Origin of the sequence: Pantoea sp. FN0302 (assembly GCF_050113775.1) — a bacterium.
GTDB classification, from domain to species: Bacteria; Pseudomonadota; Gammaproteobacteria; order Enterobacterales; family Enterobacteriaceae; genus Mixta; species Mixta alhagi.
Map to the genome: position 1 here is coordinate 63,058 of NZ_JBNJSM010000004.1, position 22,407 is coordinate 85,464.

The 22,407-nt window shown below is 54.0% G+C and carries 16 protein-coding genes; 7 read left to right on the top strand and 9 right to left on the bottom strand.

The features are described from left to right. Positions 1 to 91: 91 nt before the first annotated feature. The 4 genes from ACQE32_RS15515 to carB all read left to right on the top strand — a co-directional run bounded on the left by ACQE32_RS15515 (position 92) and on the right by carB (position 6,272). A complete protein-coding gene (locus tag ACQE32_RS15515) occupies positions 92 to 370 on the top strand; it encodes a hypothetical protein (RefSeq protein ID WP_426982072.1) in 279 nt (92 codons plus the stop codon). A gap of 228 nt (positions 371 to 598) precedes the next feature. Beyond that, on the top strand, positions 599 to 1,417 hold the full coding sequence (gene dapB, locus ACQE32_RS15520) for a 4-hydroxy-tetrahydrodipicolinate reductase (protein WP_426982073.1): 819 nt from the start codon (positions 599 to 601) through the stop codon (positions 1,415 to 1,417). A 455-nt stretch (positions 1,418 to 1,872) separates the two neighbouring features. Continuing rightward, positions 1,873 to 3,021, top strand: a complete 1,149-nt coding sequence (gene carA, locus ACQE32_RS15525) for a glutamine-hydrolyzing carbamoyl-phosphate synthase small subunit (RefSeq protein WP_250651795.1) — start codon at positions 1,873 to 1,875, stop codon at positions 3,019 to 3,021. Positions 3,022 to 3,044: 23 nt separating this feature from the next. Continuing rightward, the gene (gene carB / locus ACQE32_RS15530; protein ID WP_250651796.1) at positions 3,045 to 6,272 is read left to right on the top strand and encodes a carbamoyl-phosphate synthase large subunit; all 3,228 of its coding nucleotides are present in this window, start codon (positions 3,045 to 3,047) and stop codon (positions 6,270 to 6,272) included. Between the two features lie 73 nt (positions 6,273 to 6,345). Here the strand turns inward: carB and ACQE32_RS15535 are convergent, their stop codons facing one another. Beyond that, positions 6,346 to 6,882, bottom strand: a complete 537-nt coding sequence (locus ACQE32_RS15535) for a bactofilin family protein (RefSeq protein ID WP_426974439.1) — start codon at positions 6,880 to 6,882, stop codon at positions 6,346 to 6,348. Positions 6,883 to 7,665: 783 nt separating this feature from the next. Between ACQE32_RS15535 and folA the strand changes: the two genes are divergently transcribed. After that, positions 7,666 to 8,151: a type 3 dihydrofolate reductase gene (folA, locus tag ACQE32_RS15540; protein ID WP_237172446.1), complete on the top strand. Its 486-nt coding sequence runs from the start codon at positions 7,666 to 7,668 to the stop codon at positions 8,149 to 8,151. A gap of 106 nt (positions 8,152 to 8,257) precedes the next feature. Next, positions 8,258 to 10,141 carry a PhoX family protein gene (locus ACQE32_RS15545; RefSeq protein WP_426982075.1) on the top strand — a complete coding sequence of 628 codons (1,884 nt, stop codon included), beginning with the start codon at positions 8,258 to 8,260 and terminating at the stop codon, positions 10,139 to 10,141. Positions 10,142 to 10,171: 30 nt separating this feature from the next. Here the strand turns inward: ACQE32_RS15545 and apaH are convergent, their stop codons facing one another. The 6 genes from apaH to lptD are packed head-to-tail and all read right to left on the bottom strand — an operon-like array spanning position 10,172 to position 16,976. Continuing rightward, positions 10,172 to 11,035: a bis(5'-nucleosyl)-tetraphosphatase (symmetrical) ApaH gene (gene apaH, locus ACQE32_RS15550; RefSeq protein WP_426974441.1), complete on the bottom strand. Its 864-nt coding sequence runs from the start codon at positions 11,033 to 11,035 to the stop codon at positions 10,172 to 10,174. 53 nt (positions 11,036 to 11,088) lie between these two features. Beyond that, positions 11,089 to 11,466 carry a Co2+/Mg2+ efflux protein ApaG gene (gene apaG, locus ACQE32_RS15555; protein ID WP_085068036.1) on the bottom strand — a complete coding sequence of 126 codons (378 nt, stop codon included), beginning with the start codon at positions 11,464 to 11,466 and terminating at the stop codon, positions 11,089 to 11,091. A gap of 4 nt (positions 11,467 to 11,470) precedes the next feature. Further along, positions 11,471 to 12,292: a 16S rRNA (adenine(1518)-N(6)/adenine(1519)-N(6))-dimethyltransferase RsmA gene (gene rsmA / locus ACQE32_RS15560; RefSeq protein ID WP_250651800.1), complete on the bottom strand. Its 822-nt coding sequence runs from the start codon at positions 12,290 to 12,292 to the stop codon at positions 11,471 to 11,473. Beyond that, positions 12,285 to 13,277, bottom strand: coding sequence for a 4-hydroxythreonine-4-phosphate dehydrogenase PdxA (pdxA, locus tag ACQE32_RS15565; RefSeq protein WP_426974442.1), 993 nt, complete (start codon positions 13,275 to 13,277; stop codon positions 12,285 to 12,287). Before pdxA ends, rsmA begins: the two co-directional genes overlap by 8 nt. Beyond that, positions 13,267 to 14,562 (bottom strand): peptidylprolyl isomerase SurA, encoded by a 1,296-nt coding sequence (gene surA / locus ACQE32_RS15570; RefSeq protein WP_426974443.1) that lies wholly within the window; start codon positions 14,560 to 14,562, stop codon positions 13,267 to 13,269. Before surA ends, pdxA begins: the two co-directional genes overlap by 11 nt. Before the next feature lie 53 nt (positions 14,563 to 14,615). Next, a complete protein-coding gene (gene lptD, locus ACQE32_RS15575; RefSeq protein WP_427022060.1) occupies positions 14,616 to 16,976 on the bottom strand; it encodes an LPS assembly protein LptD in 2,361 nt (786 codons plus the stop codon). A 182-nt stretch (positions 16,977 to 17,158) separates the two neighbouring features. Here lptD and djlA point away from each other — a divergent pair, with 182 nt between their 5' ends. Further along, on the top strand, positions 17,159 to 17,986 hold the full coding sequence (djlA, locus tag ACQE32_RS15580) for a co-chaperone DjlA (RefSeq protein ID WP_426974445.1): 828 nt from the start codon (positions 17,159 to 17,161) through the stop codon (positions 17,984 to 17,986). Positions 17,987 to 18,773: 787 nt separating this feature from the next. On the opposite strand, the gene rluA is transcribed toward djlA, so the two are convergent. Next, the gene (rluA, locus tag ACQE32_RS15585; RefSeq protein ID WP_426982078.1) at positions 18,774 to 19,427 is read right to left on the bottom strand and encodes a bifunctional tRNA pseudouridine(32) synthase/23S rRNA pseudouridine(746) synthase RluA; all 654 of its coding nucleotides are present in this window, start codon (positions 19,425 to 19,427) and stop codon (positions 18,774 to 18,776) included. 23 nt (positions 19,428 to 19,450) lie between these two features. After that, positions 19,451 to 22,354: an RNA polymerase-associated protein RapA gene (gene rapA / locus ACQE32_RS15590; protein WP_426974447.1), complete on the bottom strand. Its 2,904-nt coding sequence runs from the start codon at positions 22,352 to 22,354 to the stop codon at positions 19,451 to 19,453. Between the last annotated feature and the right edge of the window lie 53 nt (positions 22,355 to 22,407).

Below are 22,407 nucleotides of genomic sequence, written 5' to 3' on the forward strand. Positions count from 1 at the left end.
GGCTTTTATTCTTTGCGTTAAACGCCTGTTGATTTCGAAGGGATGCAGACTGCGTGTAGCATTCTGATAATAAAGTTAAAAGGAGTTACAAATGAGAGAGTTGCAAATCAATCAGATTCAGGCCGTCAGCGGTGCGCTTATGCCTGCCGATGCCATGCTTGGCATGGGCTATGCTGGCCTGGCGTTAAACATTCCCGTTATTGTTGGCGGTGCCGTTCTTGGCGTGCCTACCCTTGGGCTGGGTTTTGTCGCTATGACAGCAGGTATTGTCGGTACGGCGATATCAGGCGGGATGACAATTATGGGTATCGTTATGTCCGCTATCAGCAAAGGCAAAAACAAGCCTGAACCGGTTACACCAGTGGAATAACCTTTTCTGTGAGGTGTGATCGTTAATCGTCGGGCGGTTTAGCTCAGCGCGCCGTAAACCTTTTGCGGCGCATTTTCCCTTTTCTCATCCGCATAAGTTGCTTTTCTGATAATTTCTTGCCCGCAGCCTAAAATTCTTATTATCCAACTTAATGGTGGCGCGTCCCGCACCCGCTGTTTAACCTAATTGCGTTTTGTATGCACAGACTTGAGTCAGGAATGAATAAATATGAGCAATGATATCCGCATAGCTATCGTCGGCGCGCCCGGACGGATGGGACGACAGTTAATTCAGGCGATAGAGCAGACTGAAGGTGTCTCGCTTGGCGCGGCGCTGGCACGAGAAGGTTCTTCACTGGTAGGTAGCGATGCTGGCGAACTGGCAGGTATCGGGACGCTTGGGGTGGCAATAAGTGACAGCCTTGAGGCGGTGGTAGATCATTTCGATATCCTGATAGATTTTACCCGCCCGGAAGCAACGCTGACCTATCTTGATTTCTGCCGCCGTCATAACAAAGGGATGGTGATTGGCACCACCGGATTTGACGATGCAGGTAAGGCTGCGATTAAACAGGCGGCTCAGGAGATCGGCATCGTATTTGCCGCTAACTTCAGCATCGGCGTAAATTTAATGCTGAAGCTGTTGGAAAAAACGGCGAAAGTCATGGGCGAGTATGCGGACATCGAAATCATCGAAGCGCATCATCGCCATAAAGTTGACGCTCCTTCCGGCACCGCGCTGGCGATGGGGGAAGCGATTGCTGATGCAATGAACTGGTCGCTTAATGATCATGCGGTTTACGCGCGTGAAGGCCATACCGGAGAGCGCAGCGCGCAAACTATCGGATTCGCCACCGTACGTGCAGGTGACATTGTAGGCGAGCATACCGCTATGTTTGCAGATATTGGTGAACGCCTGGAGATAACTCATAAAGCCTCCAGCCGTATGACCTTTGCAAAAGGCGCGGTAAAGGCGGCTGAGTGGGTTAGCGGGAAAAATACAGGCCTTTATGATATGAGAAGCGTGCTTAACCTTGATGATTTGTAATATATATAAAATTTGTTTTAATTTAACTATTTGAATTTAAGGGGCTATTTCTTAGCCCTTTTTGCTTTAATTGAATAATAATGCATTTGATCTATTATGTTGCTTTGATTGCTTTTTCTATAAGTTTTCCTGCTTTCCGTTGTGCTGCTAAAGCTAAATTTGACCATTTGGTCCACTTTTTCACACGTTAACGTCTTTTTTACTGTTGCTTGCTGGATGCAATCGGTTTTCTTGCCAGGAATAGCCTCGGTTTTAGGGGGAATCTTATCTTTTTAGCCTGTGATGGCTAAAACAGACATAAAAAATAGCCTTTAGGGTAGACATTCCATAAGTCGATCATTAGAATGCGCGCAATTTGCCAAAAATCGACAATAACAGCGGTTTTTGCATTGATTCATCGATGCGTTATGAATTAATATGCAAATATTATGACTGTTTATTCCCTGGAGGACGTTTTGAATAAGTCAGCGATTTTGGTTCTGGAAGACGGAACCCAATTCCACGGTCGGGCCATTGGGGCGACAGGATCGGCGGTGGGAGAGGTAGTTTTCAATACTTCAATGACCGGTTATCAAGAAATCCTCACAGATCCTTCCTATTCTCGCCAGATTGTCACTCTTACTTATCCCCATATTGGTAATGTCGGCACCAATGTCGCTGATGAAGAATCCTCTCAGGTACATGCGCAGGGTCTGGTTATTCGCGATCTGCCGCTGATCGCCAGCAACTATCGTAACGAAGAAGGGCTGTCGGCTTACCTGAAACGCAACAATATCGTCGCTATCGCCGATATCGATACGCGTAAACTCACGCGTCTGCTGCGTGAAAAGGGCGCGCAGAATGGCTGCATCATTGCGGGCGACGCGCCGGATGCGCAGCTGGCGCTGCAAAAAGCGCAGGCGTTCCCTGGCCTGAAAGGTATGGATCTGGCAAAAGAGGTTTGTACCCGCGAAACCTACAGCTGGACGCAGGGAAGCTGGACGCTGGATGAAGGCCTGCCTGCTGCAAAAACTGCAGAAGAGCTGCCTTACCATGTGGTCGCTTACGATTTTGGCGTAAAAAGAAATATCTTACGCATGCTGGTGGATCGCGGCTGCCGCCTGACAGTGGTCCCGGCACAGACGCCGGCGGAAGAGGTGCTGAAGCTCAATCCTGATGGTATTTTCCTGGCAAACGGACCGGGTGACCCGGAGCCGTGCGACTATGCTATCCGCGCGATTCAGCGTTTCCTGGAAACAGAGATTCCAGTATTCGGTATCTGCCTCGGTCATCAGCTACTGGCGCTGGCCAGCGGGGCAAAAACGGTAAAAATGAAGCTGGGTCATCACGGCGGCAACCATCCGGTAAAAGATCTTGATAACGACACCGTGATGATTACCGCGCAAAACCACGGCTTCGCGGTTGATGAAAACGATTTGCCTGCCAACCTGCGCGTGACCCATGTTTCACTGTTCGATCAGACGGTTCAGGGCATTCACCGCACAGATAAACCCGCGTTTAGCTTCCAGGGACATCCGGAAGCCAGCCCAGGCCCGCATGACGCGGCGCCGCTGTTCGATCACTTTATCGAACTGATTGAAGCGGCCCGTGCCGGCCAGAAATAAATTTCAGGAAAGGAACAGAGATAATGCCAAAACGTACTGACTTAAAATCCATCCTGATTCTGGGCGCTGGCCCGATTGTTATCGGCCAGGCGTGCGAGTTTGACTATTCCGGCGCGCAGGCCTGTAAGGCGCTGCGTGAAGAAGGCTATCGCGTTATTTTGGTTAACTCCAATCCGGCAACCATCATGACCGACCCGGAAATGGCGGATGCCACCTATATCGAACCGATCCACTGGGAAGTGGTGCGTAAAATCATCGAGAAAGAGCGTCCCGATGCGGTGCTGCCTACTATGGGCGGCCAGACGGCGCTGAACTGCGCGCTGGAGCTGGAGCGTCAGGGCGTGCTGGCGGAGTTCGGCGTGACCATGATTGGCGCCACAGCGGACGCGATTGATAAAGCGGAAGACCGCCAGCGTTTCGATAAGGCGATGAAGAAGATTGGCCTTGAAACGGCGCGCTCCGGCATTGCGCACAATATGGAAGAAGCGCTGCAGGTTGCGGCGGATGTCGGCTTCCCCTGCATTATCCGTCCCTCTTTTACTATGGGCGGCAGCGGCGGCGGCATCGCCTATAACCGCGAAGAGTTCGAAGAGATTTGCGAACGCGGTCTGGATCTCTCACCTACCAAAGAGCTGCTGATTGATGAATCGCTGATTGGCTGGAAAGAGTATGAGATGGAGGTGGTGCGCGATAAGAAGGATAACTGCATCATTGTCTGCTCCATTGAAAACTTCGATCCAATGGGCATCCACACCGGTGACTCCATCACCGTTGCGCCGGCGCAAACCCTGACCGATAAAGAGTACCAAATCATGCGTAACGCCTCGATGGCGGTACTGCGTGAAATCGGCGTGGAAACCGGCGGTTCTAACGTGCAGTTCGCGGTGAACCCCAAAAATGGCCGTCTGATTATTATCGAGATGAACCCGCGCGTATCCCGCTCCTCGGCGCTGGCCTCCAAAGCCACCGGCTTCCCGATCGCTAAAGTCGCGGCGAAGCTGGCGGTAGGTTATACGCTGGATGAGCTGATGAACGACATTACCGGCGGCCGTACGCCTGCTTCGTTCGAGCCTTCGATCGACTATGTCGTGACTAAAATCCCGCGCTTTAACTTTGAAAAATTTGCCGGTGCCAACGATCGTCTGACAACCCAGATGAAATCGGTTGGCGAAGTGATGGCGATTGGCCGCACCTTGCAGGAGTCAATGCAGAAGGCGCTGCGCGGACTGGAAGTCGGCGCTAACGGCTTCGACCCGAAAGTACATCTGGATGATGCCGATGCGCTGACGCGTATCCGCCGCGAGCTGAAAGATGCAGGCGCCGAGCGTATCTGGTACGTAGCCGATGCGTTCCGTGCTGGCCTGTCGGTAGACGGCGTATTTAACCTGACCAATATCGATCGCTGGTTCCTGGTACAGATTGAAGAGCTGGTGCGTCTGGAAGAGCAGGTTGCTCAGGAAGGTATTAACGGCCTGAATGCCGATTTCCTGCGCACGCTCAAGCGCAAGGGCTTTGCCGATGCGCGTCTGGCGGATCTGGCCGGCGTGAGCGAAGCAGAAGTACGCAAACTGCGCCAGCAGTACAACCTGCATCCGGTTTATAAGCGCGTTGATACCTGCGCCGCCGAGTTTTCGACCGATACCGCCTATATGTACTCCACGTATGAAGAGGAGTGCGAAGCGAATCCAAACCAGGATCGTGAAAAAATCATGGTGCTGGGCGGCGGACCAAACCGCATCGGTCAGGGCATTGAGTTTGACTACTGCTGTGTTCATGCTGCGCTGGCGCTGCGCGAAGATGGTTATGAAACCATCATGGTCAACTGCAACCCGGAAACCGTTTCAACCGATTATGATACCTCCGACCGTCTCTATTTTGAGCCGGTAACGCTGGAAGATGTGCTGGAAATCGTACGAATTGAGCAGCCGAAAGGCGTTATCGTACAGTATGGCGGTCAGACGCCGCTGAAGCTGGCACGTGCGCTGGAAGCCGCTGGCGTACCGGTTATCGGTACCAGCCCGGACGCTATCGACCGTGCGGAAGATCGCGAGCGCTTCCAGCAGGCGGTAGACCGCCTGGGCCTGAAGCAGCCTGCGAACGCCACGGTAACGGCGCTGGAACAGGCGGTACAGAAAGCAGCAGATATTGGTTATCCGTTGGTGGTGCGTCCTTCTTATGTGCTGGGCGGCCGGGCGATGGAAATTGTGTATGACGAGCAGGATCTGAAGCGCTACTTCCAGACGGCTGTCTCTGTATCTAACGATGCGCCGGTGCTGCTGGATCGTTTCCTGGACGACGCGGTAGAAGTTGATGTTGATGCGATTTGCGACGGCGAGCGCGTACTGATTGGCGGCATCATGGAGCATATCGAGCAGGCCGGGGTGCATTCTGGTGATTCCGCCTGTTCACTGCCCGCCTATACGCTAAGCAAGGAAATTCAGAATGTCATGCGGCAGCAGGTAGAGAAGCTGGCGTTTGAGCTCTGCGTACGTGGTCTGATGAACGTGCAGTTTGCGGTAAAAGATAACGAAGTTTATCTGATTGAGGTTAACCCGCGCGCTGCACGTACCGTGCCTTTCGTTTCTAAAGCGACCGGCGTGCCGCTGGCAAAAGTTGCCGCGCGCGTAATGGCCGGTAAAACGCTGATGGAGCAGGGCGTAACTGAAGAGGTTATCCCACCTTACTATTCAGTGAAAGAAGTAGTACTGCCGTTTAACAAGTTCCCTGGCGTGGACCCGATTCTTGGACCGGAAATGCGCTCAACGGGGGAAGTGATGGGCGTTGGCCGCACCTTTGCCGAAGCGTTCTCCAAGGCGATGCTGGGCGCGCAGTCCAACATGAAAAAGCAGGGCCGGGCGCTGTTGTCGGTGCGTGAAGGCGACAAAAAACGTGTGGTTGACCTGGCTGCCAAACTGTTGAAGTTCGGCTTTGAGCTTGATGCTACGCACGGTACGGCGGTTGTGCTGGGTGAAGCAGGCATTAACCCCCGTCTGGTGAACAAAGTGCATGAAGGACGCCCGCATATTCAGGACCGTCTGAAGAACGGCGAATACAGCTATATCGTCAATACCACTGCAGGACGGCAGGCCATTGAGGATTCACGCGTCATTCGCCGTAGCGCGCTGCAGTACAAAGTGCACTATGACACCACGCTGAACGGCGGCTTTGCTACTGCGATGGCGCTGAATGCTGACCCAACGGAGAAAGTGATTTCCGTACAGGAGATGCACGCTCAGCTTAAGGCTAAATAACGTCAGCCTGAGCACCGGCTGATAGCGTAAACGGCTCCTGCGGGAGCCGTTTTTTATGGCGGGCAGCCCACGTTCAGGGGCGCTTTTTACCGGTTGGCAGGTTTGCCTTTTCTACGTTGATTACGGGATCGCTGGGGATAGCGGCTGCGGCAGATGCCAGCCCGATAATATTTGTTTGAGGCGTAGCGTCAGGCTTCCTGGAGGTTTCCACGCTGCCTACAAACATGGCGCCTTTTTTCACCGACAGCGTGACATAATCGAGCGCGCCGTTAATATTGGCATGTTCGCCAATATCCATCGATTCTGCTTTGCATTCGCCTTTCACAGTGCCGTTGATTATTAATTCCTGGCTGCTAATATTGCCGTTGACCAGCCCGCTGCGCATGACTTTTACTACACCTTCGTTAGCGATAATATTTCCCTGTACTTCGCCATAGATATAAACCTGACCTACCGCTTTTAAATTACCCTCAAAACAGACATCACGAGCAATGACCGTATTATTTGTTTGCTCGTCCACATGCGGCGCGGCTTTATCCAGCAATCCCGTTGAGGTAACAGGCTCTTTTTTTGACGCTATTTCTGCTGATTTATTTTGTTTTTTAAACATAGTGACAATCTTCCGTTGTGATGCGTAAAGTAAAAAGGACCCGACAGCCAGGAGGCCAAAAATCCCCGCCCAGGTCAAAGAAAAAAAGCTTGCTACCAACCCCAGCAGCCAGCAGCAGATCCCGCCATTAAAGAAAATATATTTCCTGTCCATATTAGTCTGTTATGACTCCCTGTGCCTGCCATGTCTGTGTTAATTATTTAACCGACACGCGATAAGATGAAGAACAGCATATTCATCCGGGACTATCTCTTCCTGGAATGGCAGAGCGTCTGGCGAAGAGTTCGTACTGATTTGTTATTAAATGGTTGTAGAGAAAATTATATTAGGGAATATACTATATCCTGATATTTTTAATTACAAAGAGTAGGCCTTAAATTGATGGCTATTCCGGGAATTAAAGATTAAACAGGAAATAACAATTGAACTGAACTTAAAGTTATCGATATTTCAGGAAGTATTCAAGGGAAGTTATACCACTTCTTGTCGCGCCGCACAGAAATAATCGCCCGCATATCCAGCCCCGTTGAATAGCATAAGTGCTCTGAACGCATAACAATGAGCCAAATTATTGCTTACTATAACAAGAGGGCGTTCGCCGATGTCTTCAGGACAATGCGCCGCTGCGTTTTCCTGAAAAAGTGCCGAATCGGCCTGGAACAGCCGCCTTTGTCACCATCAGTCACGGTTTAAAAACCTTTACGTAAATCCACTAATCAGGCTATCGACGAAAGTTTCGCCTTTACGTATGATGGCGCCAATTTTACACCCTGTTGAGAATTTATGATGATAAGCCTGATAGCGGCTTTAGCAGCCGATCGCGTTATTGGGATGGAAAACGCTATGCCGTGGGATCTGCCTGCGGACTTAGCCTGGTTTAAGCGTAATACATTGAATAAACCCGTGATTATGGGGCGTCTGACCTGGGAATCGATAGGCCGCCCGTTGCCGGGACGCCATAATATTGTGGTCAGCAGCCAGCCAGGAAAAGCAACGGATGGTGTAACCTGGGTGACCTCACTGGACGATGCCTTAGCAGCAGCGGGCGACGTTGAAGAGATCATGGTCATTGGCGGTGGTCGTATTTATGAGCAGATGCTGGACCGCGCAGATCGTATTTATCTAACGCACATTGATGCGGAAGTAGAAGGCGATACGCACTTCCCGGACTACGAACCGGATGAATGGCAGTCGGTATTCAGTGAATTTCATGACGCTGATGAGAAAAATTCCCACAGCTACTGCTTTGAAATTCTTGAGCGCCGCTGATAACGTCGGTTAAAAGCTTCCTTATCCGCCAGCTGTAACATTGCTGTCATTTTTGCCCTCTAGCATTGCTTCCAGTCTGGGAAACTATAACGGGAAGCAATGCAAAATGAGCGATAAAATCCTTGAATTAAACATGGAATCACTGCCAAGCCCGGCGCGTCGTAAATTGCTGGCCGGAACCGGCGCATTAGGGCTGGCAGGCTTTCTTGGCGGCGGCGTCAGCTTTTCTGCTCTGGCTAAAGTGCAGTCAGCACCAAACGGTAGCCCGCTGTTGGGATTTAAGGCGGTTCCTGCTTCTACCGCTGATGAAATTACTATCGCACCGGGTTATCGGGCTGAAGTGCTTATCTCCTGGGGCGAGCCGCTGGTGGATGGCGCGCCTGCGTTCGATCCTCAGGGAAATAACAGCGCTGCCGATCAGGAAAAGCAGTTCGGTGATAATAATGATGGTATGAGCTTTTTCGCCCTGGATGATAACCGTGGCGTAATGGCGATCAATAATGAGTATGTAAACGAACAGTACCTGTTCCCTCACGGCGGCAGCAAAGCGACCAGCCTGGAAGATGTAAAAAAATCGCAGGCGGGGCATGGCGTATCGATCGTTGAGGTTGCACGTAGCGAAGATAATCGCTGGCGCGTGGTGCGTCCGTCACGCTATAACCGTCGTATTACTGCCAACACCCTGATGCATTTTTCCGGACCGGCAGCAGGCCATGCGGCGCTGCAAACCGCAGCCGATCCTGAAGGGAAAACGGTGCTGGGCACCTTTGGCAACTGCGCCAACGGCAAAACCCCCTGGGGAACTTACCTCACCTGCGAAGAGAACTTCGATACTTACTTCGGCACCAAAGCCGCTGATTTCAAACCCACAGCGCAGCAGAAACGCTATACGCTCAACGCCAGCGAGCCGGAGCGCAACTGGTCCGATTTTGACGATCGTTTTGACGTGGCAAAAAATCCCAACGAATTCAACCGCCACGGCTGGATCGTAGAGATAGATCCGCTCGATCCCGCCTCGGTGCCGGTAAAGCGAACCGCGCTGGGGCGATTCAAACATGAAAACGCGGCGGTGACGGTAGCAAAAAGCGGTGAGCTGGTGGTTTATATGGGCGACGATGAGCGTGGCGAATATATCTATAAATATGTCTCCACGGGCAAAGTTGATCACGCTAATCCAGCAGCAAATAAAGCGCTGCTGGATGAGGGAACGCTGTACGTTGCGGTGTTCGAAGGTGATAAAAGCGGTACGCCGCTGAAGGGCTCGGGCCGCTGGCTGGCGCTGGTTCACGGACAAAACGGACTGACTGCAGAAAACGGTTTCCAGAGTCAGGCGGATATTTTGATTAACGCGCGCGCGGCGGCGGATGTGGTGAAAGCCACGCGTATGGATCGTCCTGAGTGGATCGCGGTGAACCCGCACGACGGTCGCGCCTACTGTACACTGACCAATAACAACAAGCGCGGTAATGAAAAGATGCCGGTGGATGCGGCTAACCCGCGTCCCGACAATATTTATGGCCAGATTATTCGCTGGGATGAGCAGGGCGACGCCACGGCGCAGCAGTTCAGCTGGGATATTTTTGTGCTGTGCGGCAACCCGATAGCGCACCCGCAGGGAGTGCAGCGCGGTACGCCTAATATCACGGCAGACAATACCTTTAACAGCCCGGACGGGCTGGGCTTTGATAGCGCCGGACGTTTGTGGATCCTGACCGACGGGAAATACAGCAATGAGGGCGATTATCAGGGACAGGGTAATAATCAGATGCTGGTTGGCGATCCAAACAGCGGCGAAATTCGGCGCTTTATGGTAGGGCCGAAATCCTGTGAGCTAACGGGCATCACCTTTACGCCAGATTATCGCACCCTGTTTGTTAACGTACAGCACCCAGGAGAAGAGGGCGATTCTCACTTCCCTCATAACAGCCCGCGTCCGCGCTCTTCAGTGATCATGATCACTCGCGAAGATGGCGGTATTGTCGGGGCATAAGAATCAATGCCGGGCCATCTGGCCCGGTTATTATTCGGAGCGCAGCGCGGCTGGGGTGGTTTCTACGGCTTCACTGGCCTGCAGGCGGTTAGAAGGCTGAATAAACAGCTGACGATCTTCCCAGCGCAGCATGGTCAGCGTGCCGCCCCAGCAGCAACCGGTATCCAGACCGATAATCCCTTCCGGCGTGCCTTTGCCTTCCAGCGAAGCCCAGTGACCAAAAATAATCGTATAATCGCGTGCTACCGGGCCTGCGATAGTAAACCAGGGTTTTAACGGTGGCGGCGCTGAATTGGGCGCGTCTTTGCAAATCATATCCAGCTGTCCATTCGGAAAGCAGTAGCGCATCCGCGTCAGCGCGTTGGTGCTGAAGCGCAGGCGTGCCAGGCCGGTGAGCTCGGGCGTCCAGTTATTCGGCATATCGCCATACATCGCATCAAGAAAGAGCGGATAGCTGTCGCTGGAGAGCACAGACTCAACTTCTCGCGCGCACATTTTTGCCGTTTCAATATCCCACTGCGGCGTGATGCCGGCATGTGCCATCACCAGCTTTTTCTCTTCGTCTACCTGTAGCAGCGGCTGTCGGCGTAGCCAGTTGATAAGCTCATCCGCGTCAGGCGCGTCCAGCAGCGGAGTGAGACGATCTTTCGGTTTATTACGGCTGATGCCCGCGAAAACCGCCAGCAGATGCAGATCGTGATTGCCCAGCACCATGCGTACCGCGCTGCCCAGCGAACGTACATAGCGCAGCACTTCCAGCGAGCCTGGTCCGCGAGCGACCAGATCGCCAGTTAGCCACAGCGTATCTTTTTCAGCATCAAAGGCGACCTGTTGCAGCAGAGAGTGCAGTTCATCGTAGCAGCCGTGAACATCGCCAATAAGGTATGTACTCATGAAATAATTATCCGGAGAAGAAACGGCAAACCCGGCCGTAGCCGGGTTTCTCATCAGTGAATGCGCGAAGGCACCGCGAGGCGAAAGACGGGAATGTCGACATGAAACTGTTCGCCTCGTTCGTCAATCATCACATAGTGCCCCTGCATAGTGCCCATCGGCGTTTCCAGTACTGCGCCGCTGGTATATTGAAATTCATCGCCTGGCGCAATAGAGGGTTGTTCACCGATAACGCCATCGCCCTGAACTTCCGTTTCGCGCCCGTTGCCGTTGGTAATTAACCAGTAACGGCTACGCAGCTGCACTTTTTCGTGCCCCAAATTGCGGATGGTAATGGTATAGGCGAACACGTAGCGATCTTCATCCGGGGCAGATTGCGATTCGACGTAAAAACTCTGTACCTGAACACAAACTCGGGACGACTCAATCATGCGTTTAGCTCTCCTGCGACTCGGGATGCGCAGATAACCAGTTTGCTAACTGGCAATATTGCGCAACGGTGACATTTTCCGCACGCAGACTGCCATCAACGCCCAGATTTTCCATGACCTCAGCGCTGAACAGGTGGCCAAGGCTATTGCGCAGTGTCTTACGGCGCTTGCCGAAGGCTTCGGTGGTAATGCGGCTCAGCACACGAACACTCTCAACCGGATGTGGCTGCACAGCATGCGGCACCAGGCGAACCACGGCGGAATCCACTTTAGGCGCTGGCGTAAAGGATTCCGGCGGTACTTCCAGTACTGGAATCACCTGACAATAATATTGCGCCATCACGCTTAAACGTCCATAGGCTTTACTGTCCGGGCCAGCAACCAGGCGATTGACCACCTCTTTTTGCAGCATAAAGTGCATATCTTTGATCGCACTAGTATAGCTGAAAAGGTGGAACATTAGCGGCGTAGAGATGTTGTAGGGCAGGTTGCCAAAGACACGCAACGGTTGACCGCGCTCAGCTGCAAGCTGGGCAAAATCGAAGGTCATGGCATCCTGCTGAAAAATAGTCAGCTTGGGGCCGAGGAACGGATGGGTTTGCAGACGCGCAGCCAGATCGCGATCCAGTTCAATAACGGTCAGCGCATCAAGGCGCTCGCCGACGGGCTCAGTCAGGGCGCCAAGGCCGGGACCGATCTCTACCATCGCTTCGCCGCGCTGCGGATGAATCGCCGCAACGATGCTGTCGATAATGTAAGAGTCGTTAAGGAAGTTTTGTCCAAAACGTTTGCGGGCGAAATGACCCTGGTGGACACGATTATTCATTGACTTCTTTGATCATATTGATGGCGAGATTAAGCGCCGTGATGAAGCTTCCCGCATCAGCGTTACCCTGACCGGCCAGTTCCAGCGCGGTGCCATGGTCAACGGAGGTACGGATAAAGGGCAGGCCAAGGGTGATATTCACCGCGCGGCCAAAGCCCTGATATTTCAGAACCGGCAGGCCCTGATCGTGATACATCGCCAGAACCGCATCGGCATGCTGAAGATATTTGGGCTGAAACAGCGTATCCGCCGGCAGCGGGCCGGTGAGCTGCATGCCCTGCTGACGCAGCTTATCCAGCGCCGGGATAATGGTATCGAGCTCTTCACGACCCATATGTCCGCCTTCGCCAGCGTGCGGATTCAGGCCGCAAACCAGAATATGCGGCTGGCTAATGCCAAACTTACGCTGTAAATCCTGATGCAGAATAGAGATCACTTCATGCAGGCTGGCTTCGGTAATGGCGTCTGACACCGCTTTTAGCGGCAGATGCGTGGTAGCCAGCGCGACCCGTAGCTCTTCGGTAGCCAGCATCATCACCACGCGTTCGCAGGCGGCGCGGTCGGCAAAAAATTCGGTGTGGCCGCTGAAGGCGATACCGGCGTCGTTAATAACGCCTTTATGCACCGGGCCGGTAATTAACGCAGAGAACTCACCGCTGAGACAGCCATCGCAGGCACGGGCAAGGGTTGCCAGCACGTAGTGGCTGTTAGCTACCGCCAGCTTTCCGGCCATAACCGGCGCAGCCAGTTCAACCGGCAAAACGGTTAGCGTACCGGCCCGCTGCGGCTGTGCAGGGGTGCCCGGTTGATACTGGCGTAGCGTCAACGGCAAACCCAACTGTTGGGCACGTTCCATCAGCAGCTGGGGCGAGGCGCAAACCACCAGTTCAACCGGCCAGTCGCGCTGCGCCAGCTGCAATGTAACATCGGGACCAATCCCGGCGGGTTCGCCGGGAGTGATAACAACGCGAGCGTTACTGAGCATTGGCATCCAGAATTTTTACATAGGCGCTGGCGCGCTGTTCCTGCATCCAGGTTTGCGCTTCTTCAGCGAACTTACGGTTAAACAGCAGACGGTAAGCGCGCTCTTTTTGCGCCGCATCGGTTTTATCAACCTGACGCGTGTCCAGCAGCTGAATCAGGTGCCAGCCAAAAGAGGAGTGAACCGGCTGACTGGTTTCGCCTTTCTGCAGACGAAGCAGCGCATCACGGAAGGCTGGATCGAAAATTTCCGGTGAGCTCCAGCCCAAATCGCCGCCCTGGTTCGCTGAACCCGGATCGTCAGAGAACTGCCTGGCTGCTGCCGCAAAGCTGATTTTGCCGCTTTTAATATCGGTAGCAACCTGCGTGAGTTTCTGGCGGGCCTGGTCATCGGTAAGAATCGGCGATGGCTTCAGCAGAATATGACGCGCATGAACTTCGGTCACTGAAATATTCTGTTTTTCACCACGCAGGTCATTCACTTTCAGGATATGAAAGCCAACGCCGGAACGAATAGGGCCAACAATATCACCTTTTTTCGCAGTGCTTACTGCCTGAGCGAACAGAGTCGGCAGCTCTTCAATTTTGCCCCAGCCCATGTTGCCGCCCTTTAGAGCCTGCGGATCGGCGGAGTAGGTGACTGCCAGCTTACCGAAGTCAGCGCCGCTCTTGAGTTCGCTCATCAGCTGTTTCGCCAGCGTTTCCTGATCGTCAACCTGCTGTTGCGTCGGGTTTTCCGGCAGCGGCAGCAGGATATGGCTGATATTCAGTTCGGTGCCCTGCGTATTTTGTGCAGAAACCTGTTTGGCCAGCGTCTCGACTTCCTGCGGCAGAATGGTTACGCGACGGCGTACTTCATTGTTACGCACTTCCGCAATCTGCATCTCTTTGCGGATCTGCTCGCGGTAGGCGTTGTAATTAACGCCGTCATAGGCCAGGCGGCTGCGCATCTGATCCAGCGACATCCGGTTCTGCGCGGCAATGTTAGCTATCGCCTGGTCCAGCTGTTGATCGGAGATCTGTATGCCCATCTGCTTGCCCATCTGCAGGATAATGTTATCCATCACCAGACGTTCAACAATTTGATGGCGCAGTGTGCGGTCATCAGGCAGTTGCTGTCCAGCCTGCTGCGCCTGCGCTTTCACCGAATGCATCATGCCATCAACATCACTTTCCAGAACGACGCCGTTATTCACCACGGCGGCGACTTTATCAACTACCTGCGGGGCTGCGATCGCGGTGTTAGCGGCCAGCGCCACACCCAGTATCAGCATTCTCCAGTTCTTCATACTTTTTCCATTTTCTTTCCGCACTGCGGGTTTGCCTGTCAAACATTACAACATCAAAAAGCGCGCTGGTAAGGCAGAATGCCCTCACGTAGCATCTGGTTGGAGCCCAGTCCGTAGTTCGGGCTCAGGCCACGCAACTCAATGTTGAATGAGATTTGGTTTTCGTACTTACTTTCGCTGTTTTCCCAGCCATTGATTTTACGCTCGTAACCCACGCGGATGGCATAACAGCAGGAGCTATACTGTAAGCCTACCAGTTGATCAGCCGCCTTTTTCTCCTTGGTATCGTAGTAGTACGCGCCCACTACGGCCCAGGAGTCAGCGATTGGCCAACTGGCCGTCATCCCAACCTGCGAAATACCGTTTTCGTAAATCGGATTGTTGGTAATGTTGCGGTTCAGCGCACTGGCGACATATTCCGGGCTGATGTAACGGTAGTTCAGTTGCACCATGCGGTCAGCGTCACGACGGTATTCCACCACCGCGTTGCCCTGCGCAATATTATCCAGACGCGTATCGTACTGAAGGCCACCGCGTACGCCCCAACGGTCGCTAACGCGCCACCAGGTGTCACCGGCCCAGATCAGGCTGCCGGTGTCATCTTCATCGCTGGTACTGTTCAGCCCGGTACGCGACGGGGTAAACGAATAGATTTGACCTACGGATACGTTAAAACGTTCAACCAGATCGGTATCATAAATCCGCGAGGTCAGGCCGCTGGCGACCTGGTTGGCTGAAGCAATACGATCCAGACCGCTGTAAGTACGATCGCGGAACAGGCCGGTATAGTCAGTTTGCAGCAGCGTAGAGTCATACGCCTGGATATGGCTCTGATCGCGATACGGAACGTAGAGGTACTGGATGCGTGGTTCAAGCGTCTGGGTATAGCCTTCCGCCCAGTTCATGTTGCGCTCGAACACCATGCGGCCATCCACTTTAAACTGTGGCATAACGCGGTTAACGCTTCCCTTTAACTGATTATCTGCGTTACCGGTGCGGGAGTTATAATAATCAACATTGCTCTGCTGGTAGTGGGTTGCCAGCAGTTTTGCCTCAGTGTTCAGGCTGCCCCATTCGTTGGCCAGCGGCAGGTTAATGGTTGGCTCCACGTGCAGACGTACCGCATCCGGCAACTCATCGTTTACGTTGGAGAACTGCACCGCCTGCGCATAAAGATGGGTATCGAACGGCCCAATGTCATTTTTGTAGTAGTTAAAGTCGAACTGCGGCTGCGCACGATAGACGTTTCTTGAACGGTTGGTATCAAAAATCTGGAAATCTTTACTGGAGATCGTGGCATTCCAGTTGGTATCCGCATAGCCGACGCTGAACTTCTGCGTGGCGTAGCCGTCGGTCGTGGAATAATATTTAGAGTCGAGATCGTTGAAATAGTAAGGATCGCTGACTTTGGTGTAGTTGGCGCTAAAGCGCCAGTGCTGTTCATACACCCCAGAATGACGCCAGAAGAAGAGCCAGCGGTTAGAGTCGCCATCGTCATGACCGCGCGCCGCTTCGTCACGCTTGTATTCGTCGTCGCTCGGCAGATAGTCAAATTCAATCAGGCCGCTACCGGCGGTGGTCAGATAGCGGAATTCGTTCTGCCACTGCAGGCCGCGCTTGCTCTGATAGTTTGGCGTAATAGTGGCATCCATCTGCGGCGCGATGTTCCAGTAATAGGGCAGCGCAAACTGGAAGCCATCATTGTTGCTATATTTGGCGTTAGGGATCAAGAAACCAGAGCGGCGTCGATCGCCGATCGGCAACTGCAAATAAGGGCTGTAGAAAACCGGAACGGCACCAATTTTAAAACGTGCGTTCCAGATTTCCGCCACTTCCTCTTCACGATCCTGAATAACCTGCGAGCCGACCACGCTCCAGCTATTGCTGCCTGGCAGACACGAGGTAAAGGTGCCGTTTTCCAGGATGGTGTAGCGGTTGTTGCCGCGCAGTTTCATCTGATCGGCGGTGCCGCGCCCCTGACGCCCCACCATCTGATAATCGCCGTTCCAGACGTTGGTATCTTTGGTGTTCAGGTTAGACCAGGCTTTCGGACCTTTCAGGATGACCTGGTTGTCATCATAGTGCACATTACCCAGCGCATCGACGGTGCGAAGCGGGGTGGTTTGGCCAGGCTGTTGACGCTGATGCAGCTGAACTTCGTCGGAACGCAGGCGGCTGTTGCCCTGCTGAATATCCACTTTGCCGGTAAAGACCGCATCGTCGGGATAGTTACCCTTCGCATCATCAGAATGTATCGTTACCGGCAGTTGATTGGCGTCACCCTGAACCACGGGACGGGTATAGTTTGGTACGCCCAGCATACACTGCGACATTAAATCGTCGGCGAGGGCGTGCTGACTATAAAGCGCTGCGCCAATCATCGTGGCCAGCAGTGTGGGTATACGTTTTTTCATACGCGGTATCGAGAATTCCGTAATTACTGGCATCATGCCGACAAAACGGTCAGAGACTAACGTACTGTACTGCGTTGCGCCAGTGTTAATCCTTGTCTGTCCGCGTTGCCGTTAGGCAGTGAGATAAATGACAGGTATGATAATGCAATTTTTAGCCTTCGGCATGGCGAATTGAGGAGTATATGCGCTATTGGGGAAAAGTAATTGGTCTACTGCTGGGATTGTTATCCGGAGCAGGCTTTTGGGGGCTGCTGCTAGGGCTGGTGCTGGGCCACTTAGTCGATAAAATCCGTGAGACACAGGGAAAAGCCTGGTTTTCTAACAATCAGACCCGACAGTCGATTTTTTTCCGCACCACGTTTCAGGTGATGGGGCATCTTACCAAGTCCAAGGGCCGGGTAACCGAAGCGGATATTCAGATCGCTTCTCAGCAGATGGATCGCATGCAGCTGCACGGTACGGCGCGCGCCCAGGCGCAGCAGGCGTTTCGTGAAGGCAAGCAGAGCGATTATCCGCTGCGCCATAAGCTGCGTGAGTTACGCAGCGCCTGTTTTGGGCGCTTTGATCTGATCAGGATGTTTTTAGAGATTCAGATTCAGGCCGCGTTTGCCGATGGTTCCCTGCATCCTAACGAGCGTCAGGTGCTGTATGTGATCGCGGAAGAGTTAGGTATTTCGCGCACGCAGTTCGATCAGTTTCTGCGCATGATGGAAGGCGGCCAGCAGTTTGGCGGCGGATATCATTCGTGGGGCGGTAGCGGGCAGGGCGGGCAAGGTTATGGCGCGCAGCAGGGACCCACGCTGGAGGCAGCCTGTAAGGTGTTAGGCGTGAAACCCACCGATGATTATATGACCATTAAACGCGCCTGGCGTAAGCTGATGGCGGAACATCATCCCGATAAGCTGGTAGCGAAAGGGCTGCCGCCGGAGATGATGGAGATGGCGAAGCAGAAGGCGCAGGAGATTCAGGCTGCGTGGGATCTGATTCGCAAGGAACGAAATTTTAAATAGTTTGTTGAACCGGCGCGGCAGAGTATGGCATCGGTCTGAAGCTGTTTTCGCGCTGAACGCGGGAAGGCCAGCGGATAGCCTGAAGGCACCTCCGTGCTGGTTGCCGGATAGCCAGCGGATAACCTGAGGGCAGCTCCGTGCTGGTTGCGTGAGGGCCGGGGCCATCGGCGGCACGGCATGCACCCATCCCTGGGGCCTCCGCCCGCGCCATCCCTGGCGCGGGAGGTCCGCCTCACGGCCCCGGCCCTCCCACTCCCTTGAGCCCGCGCTTGCGATACTTAACCAATAAAAACTACATCGTTGATAGATCAGCGGCGAACCGACGACTCAATAGTATGGGAAGGGACAGACAAGCCGCTCGATAGTGTGAGAAGTACCGCACCCGCGACTCAAGAGTATGGGAAGCGACAGACAAGCAGTTTAATAGCCTGGAAAGCGGCACTCCGGTGACTCGATAGCGTAAAAAGCGGCAAACAGATAACTTAGTAATATGAGAAGCGGCAAATAAGCAACGCAGCAGCCTGAGAAGCGGCGAACAGGCGACTCAGAAGTATGGGAAGCAGCGGGCGGGTCGTGTAGTAAAGCGTCCCGCGGCAGGGACGGCGCGGGCCGAGCTGTCATGGATGACGTCTTTTGCGTCTTTACGGAACGACCCGCCCGCCGCTGACGCCCTCACAATCATCCAGCCCACGCAATTTCGCCGCGTTACCGCCTAACCATCAGCAAAGCAATCCCGCCACGCAATCATCCGAACCACCAGTCGATGCAATCCGCGCCCGCAAATCCGTCAAAAATCGGCGGGCTGGCGAAACGTCATCTTATTGCCAAATGCGGGATGCGTAATCGTCAGCCACTCCGCATGCAGCTGTAGGCGAGATGCCATTGCCAGCGCCGCCTCATGCGCATAAAAACGATCGCCTAAAATTGGATGACCTAACGCCTGCATATGCACACGGAGCTGATGCGAACGTCCGGTGATCGGCTTCAGCTGAATACGGGCGCTATTATCTGCCGCCCGCTCCAGCACCTGATACTCCGTTTGCGCCGACTTGCCGGTTTCAAAACAAACTTTTTGCATTGGACGATTTGGCCAGTCGCAAATCAGCGGCAAATCCACCAGACCGTCGTCTTTCTGCGGATGCCCCCAGATTCGGGCAACATAGCTCTTCTCCGGCTCACGCTCGCGAAACTGACGCTTTAGCTCGCGCTCTGCAGCTTTATTCAGCGCTACAACCAGCACCCCGCTGGTTGCCATATCCAGACGATGCACCGATTCAGCCAGCGGAAAATCACGCTGAATACGCGTCATCACGCTATCCTTATGCTCCTCAAGACGCCCAGGCACAGACAATAACCCGCTCGGCTTATTGACCACCATAATGTGATCGTCCTGATACAGAATATGCAGCCAGGGTTCCAGCGGCGGGTTATAGGGTTCCATAGCCTGTGCGTTCTCCGGTTAGCTTACTGATGAGAAACCACGATCAGACGCAGCGCATCCAGACGCCAGCCGGCATCGTTCAGGCTGGCCAGCACCTCGCTGCGATTGCTCTCCAGCGCGGCGATCTCATCTTCACGGATATTCGGGTTAACCGCTTTCAGCGCCTGCAAACGCTCCAGCTCGGCGCTCAACTTCTCATCGGCTTCAACACGTGCGGCGTCAATCAGCTTACGCGCCGCTTCTGCTGCCTGCGGCTCCGCCAGCTGAAGAATAGCATGCACATCCTGCTGCACCGCATTCACCAGCTTACTACCGTTATGACGATTCACCGCGTTCAGCTGACGGTTAAAGCTCTCAAACTCCACCTTATCGGCCAGATTGGTGCCTTTACGATCCACCAACAGACGCATCGGCGTCGGCGGCAGGAAACGCGTCAGTTGCAGATGCTTCGGCGCCTGTGCTTCAACCACGTAAATCAGCTCCATCAGCAGCGTGCCCACCGGCAGCGCCTTGTTCTTCAACAGCGACAGGGCGCAGCTGCCGGTATCGCCGGACAGAATCAGATCGAGACCATTACGGATAATCGGATGCTCCCAGGTCACATACTGTGCGTCTTCACGCGACAGCGCCTGCGCACGATCGAAAGTTATGGTACAGCCTTCTTCCGGCAGCCCCGGGAAATCAGGCACCAGCATATGATCGGAAGGCGTCAGCACAATCAAATTATCGCTGCGATCTTCCTGATTAATGCCGACAATATCGAACAGATTAAGCGCGAAATTCACCAGCTCAATATGATTATCCTGCTGACTAATCTCATCGGCCAGCGCCTCGGCCTTCGCGCCGCCGTTAGAGTTCAGCTCCAGCAGACGGTCGCGGCCCTGCTCCAGCTGAGAGCGCAGCGTGTCATGCTGCTTGCGACAGGCATGGATAAACGCGTCCAGACCTTCGCTATTCTCCGGCGCGGCCAGATATCCGATCAATTGATCGTGCACGCTATCGTATACGGTACGACCGGTCGGGCAGGTCTGTTCAAAGGCATTTAAGCCTTCGTGATACCAGCGCACCAGCACCGACTGTGCCGTCTTCTCCAGATAAGGCACCATGATTTCAATATCACGCGCCTGGCCGATACGATCAAGACGCCCAATGCGCTGCTCAAGCAAGTCGGGGTTAAACGGCAAATCGAACATCACCAGCCGATTTGCGAACTGGAAATTACGACCTTCTGAACCAATCTCAGAGCAGAGCAGCACCTGTGCGCCATTCTCTTCCGAGGCGAACCAGGCAGCGGCGCGATCGCGATCGATCAGCGAAAGACCTTCATGGAACACCGCAGCGCGAATACCTTCGCGTTCGCGTAGCACCTGCTCCAGTTGAAGGGCGGTCGCCGCCTTGGCACAAATCACCAGAACCTTCTCATCACGGTTGCTGGTCAGATAGCCCATCAGCCATTCAACGCGCGGATCGAAGTTCCACCAGGTGCCGCTGTCGCCTTCGAACTCCTGATAAATCTGCTCTGGATAAAGCATATCGTGCGCGCGCTCTTCGGCTGACTTGCGCGCCGCCATAATGCCAGAAACTTTGATAGCCGTCTGATACTGCGTGGGCAGCGGCAAACGGATCTGATGCAGCACGCGCTGCGGGAAACCTTTTACCCCGTTACGGGTGTTGCGGAACAGCACGCGGCTGGTGCCGTGGCGATCCATTAGCATACGAATCAGCTCTTCGCGCGCCGCCTGCTTGCCTTCGCCCTTGCCGTTAGCGGTTTGCAGCAGCGGCTCAATATCCTGTTCGCCGATAAGCTCGCTCAGCGCGTTCATCTCATCGTTGCCGATCGCCTTATCTTCCAGCAGCATGGCAACCGCATCGGCCACCGGACGGTAATTTTGCTGCTCAGCGACAAACTGCTCGAAATCGTGGAAACGATCGGGATCCAGCAGACGCAAACGGGCAAAGTGGCTCTCCATGCCCAGCTGCTCGGGCGTTGCCGTTAACAGCAGCACGGCAGGGATCTGCTCCGCCAGCTGCTCAATCACCTGATATTCGCGGCTCGGTTCGCCTTCGCTCCAGGCCAGATGATGCGCTTCATCCACCACCAGCAGATCCCATTCGGCATCCGCCAGCAGCTCCAGACGCTGCTTATTACGGCGCACAAAATCCAGTGAACAGATAACCAACTGCTCGGTATCGAACGGGTTGTCGCTGTCGTGCTGTGCTTCGGCATAGCGCGCATCGTCAAACAGCGAAAAGCGCAGGTTAAAACGGCGCAGCATCTCCACCAGCCACTGATGCTGCAGCGTCTCCGGCACCACAATCAGCACGCGATCGGCGCGGCCAGCCAGCAGCTGTTGATGAATAATCATCCCCGCTTCGATGGTTTTACCCAGGCCAACCTCATCCGCCAGCAGTACGCGCGGCGCATGGCGACGGCCCACATCGTGAGCGATATGCAGCTGATGCGGGATCAGGTTAGTACGCATTCCGCGCAAACCGCTAACAGGCAAACGATACTGCTCGCTCTGATAGCGACGCGCGCGAAAACGCAGCGCAAAACGATCCATACGGTCAAGCTGACCGGCGAACAGACGATCCTGTGGCTTGCTGAATACCAGCTTGCTGTCGAGCAGCACTTCGCGCAGCTCTACGGATTCCTGAGTATCCAGACGGGTACCGATATAGGTTACCAGGCCATTATCATTGCGCACTTCGGCCACTTCCAGCTGCCAGCCGTCATGACTGGTCACGGTATCGCCGGGATTGAAGATCACACGGGTAATGGGAGAATCATTTCGCGCATAGAGACGGTTTTCACCGGTAGCAGGGAAAAGCAGGGTAACCATACGGGTATCCAGTGCAACCACAGTTCCCAGCCCCAGCTCGCTTTCCGTGTCGCTGATCCAGCGTTGACCAAGTGTAAAAGGCATAGATATTTAGCTCGATTCTCGTAATAACAGATGTCATGCTCCCGCTCGGACAA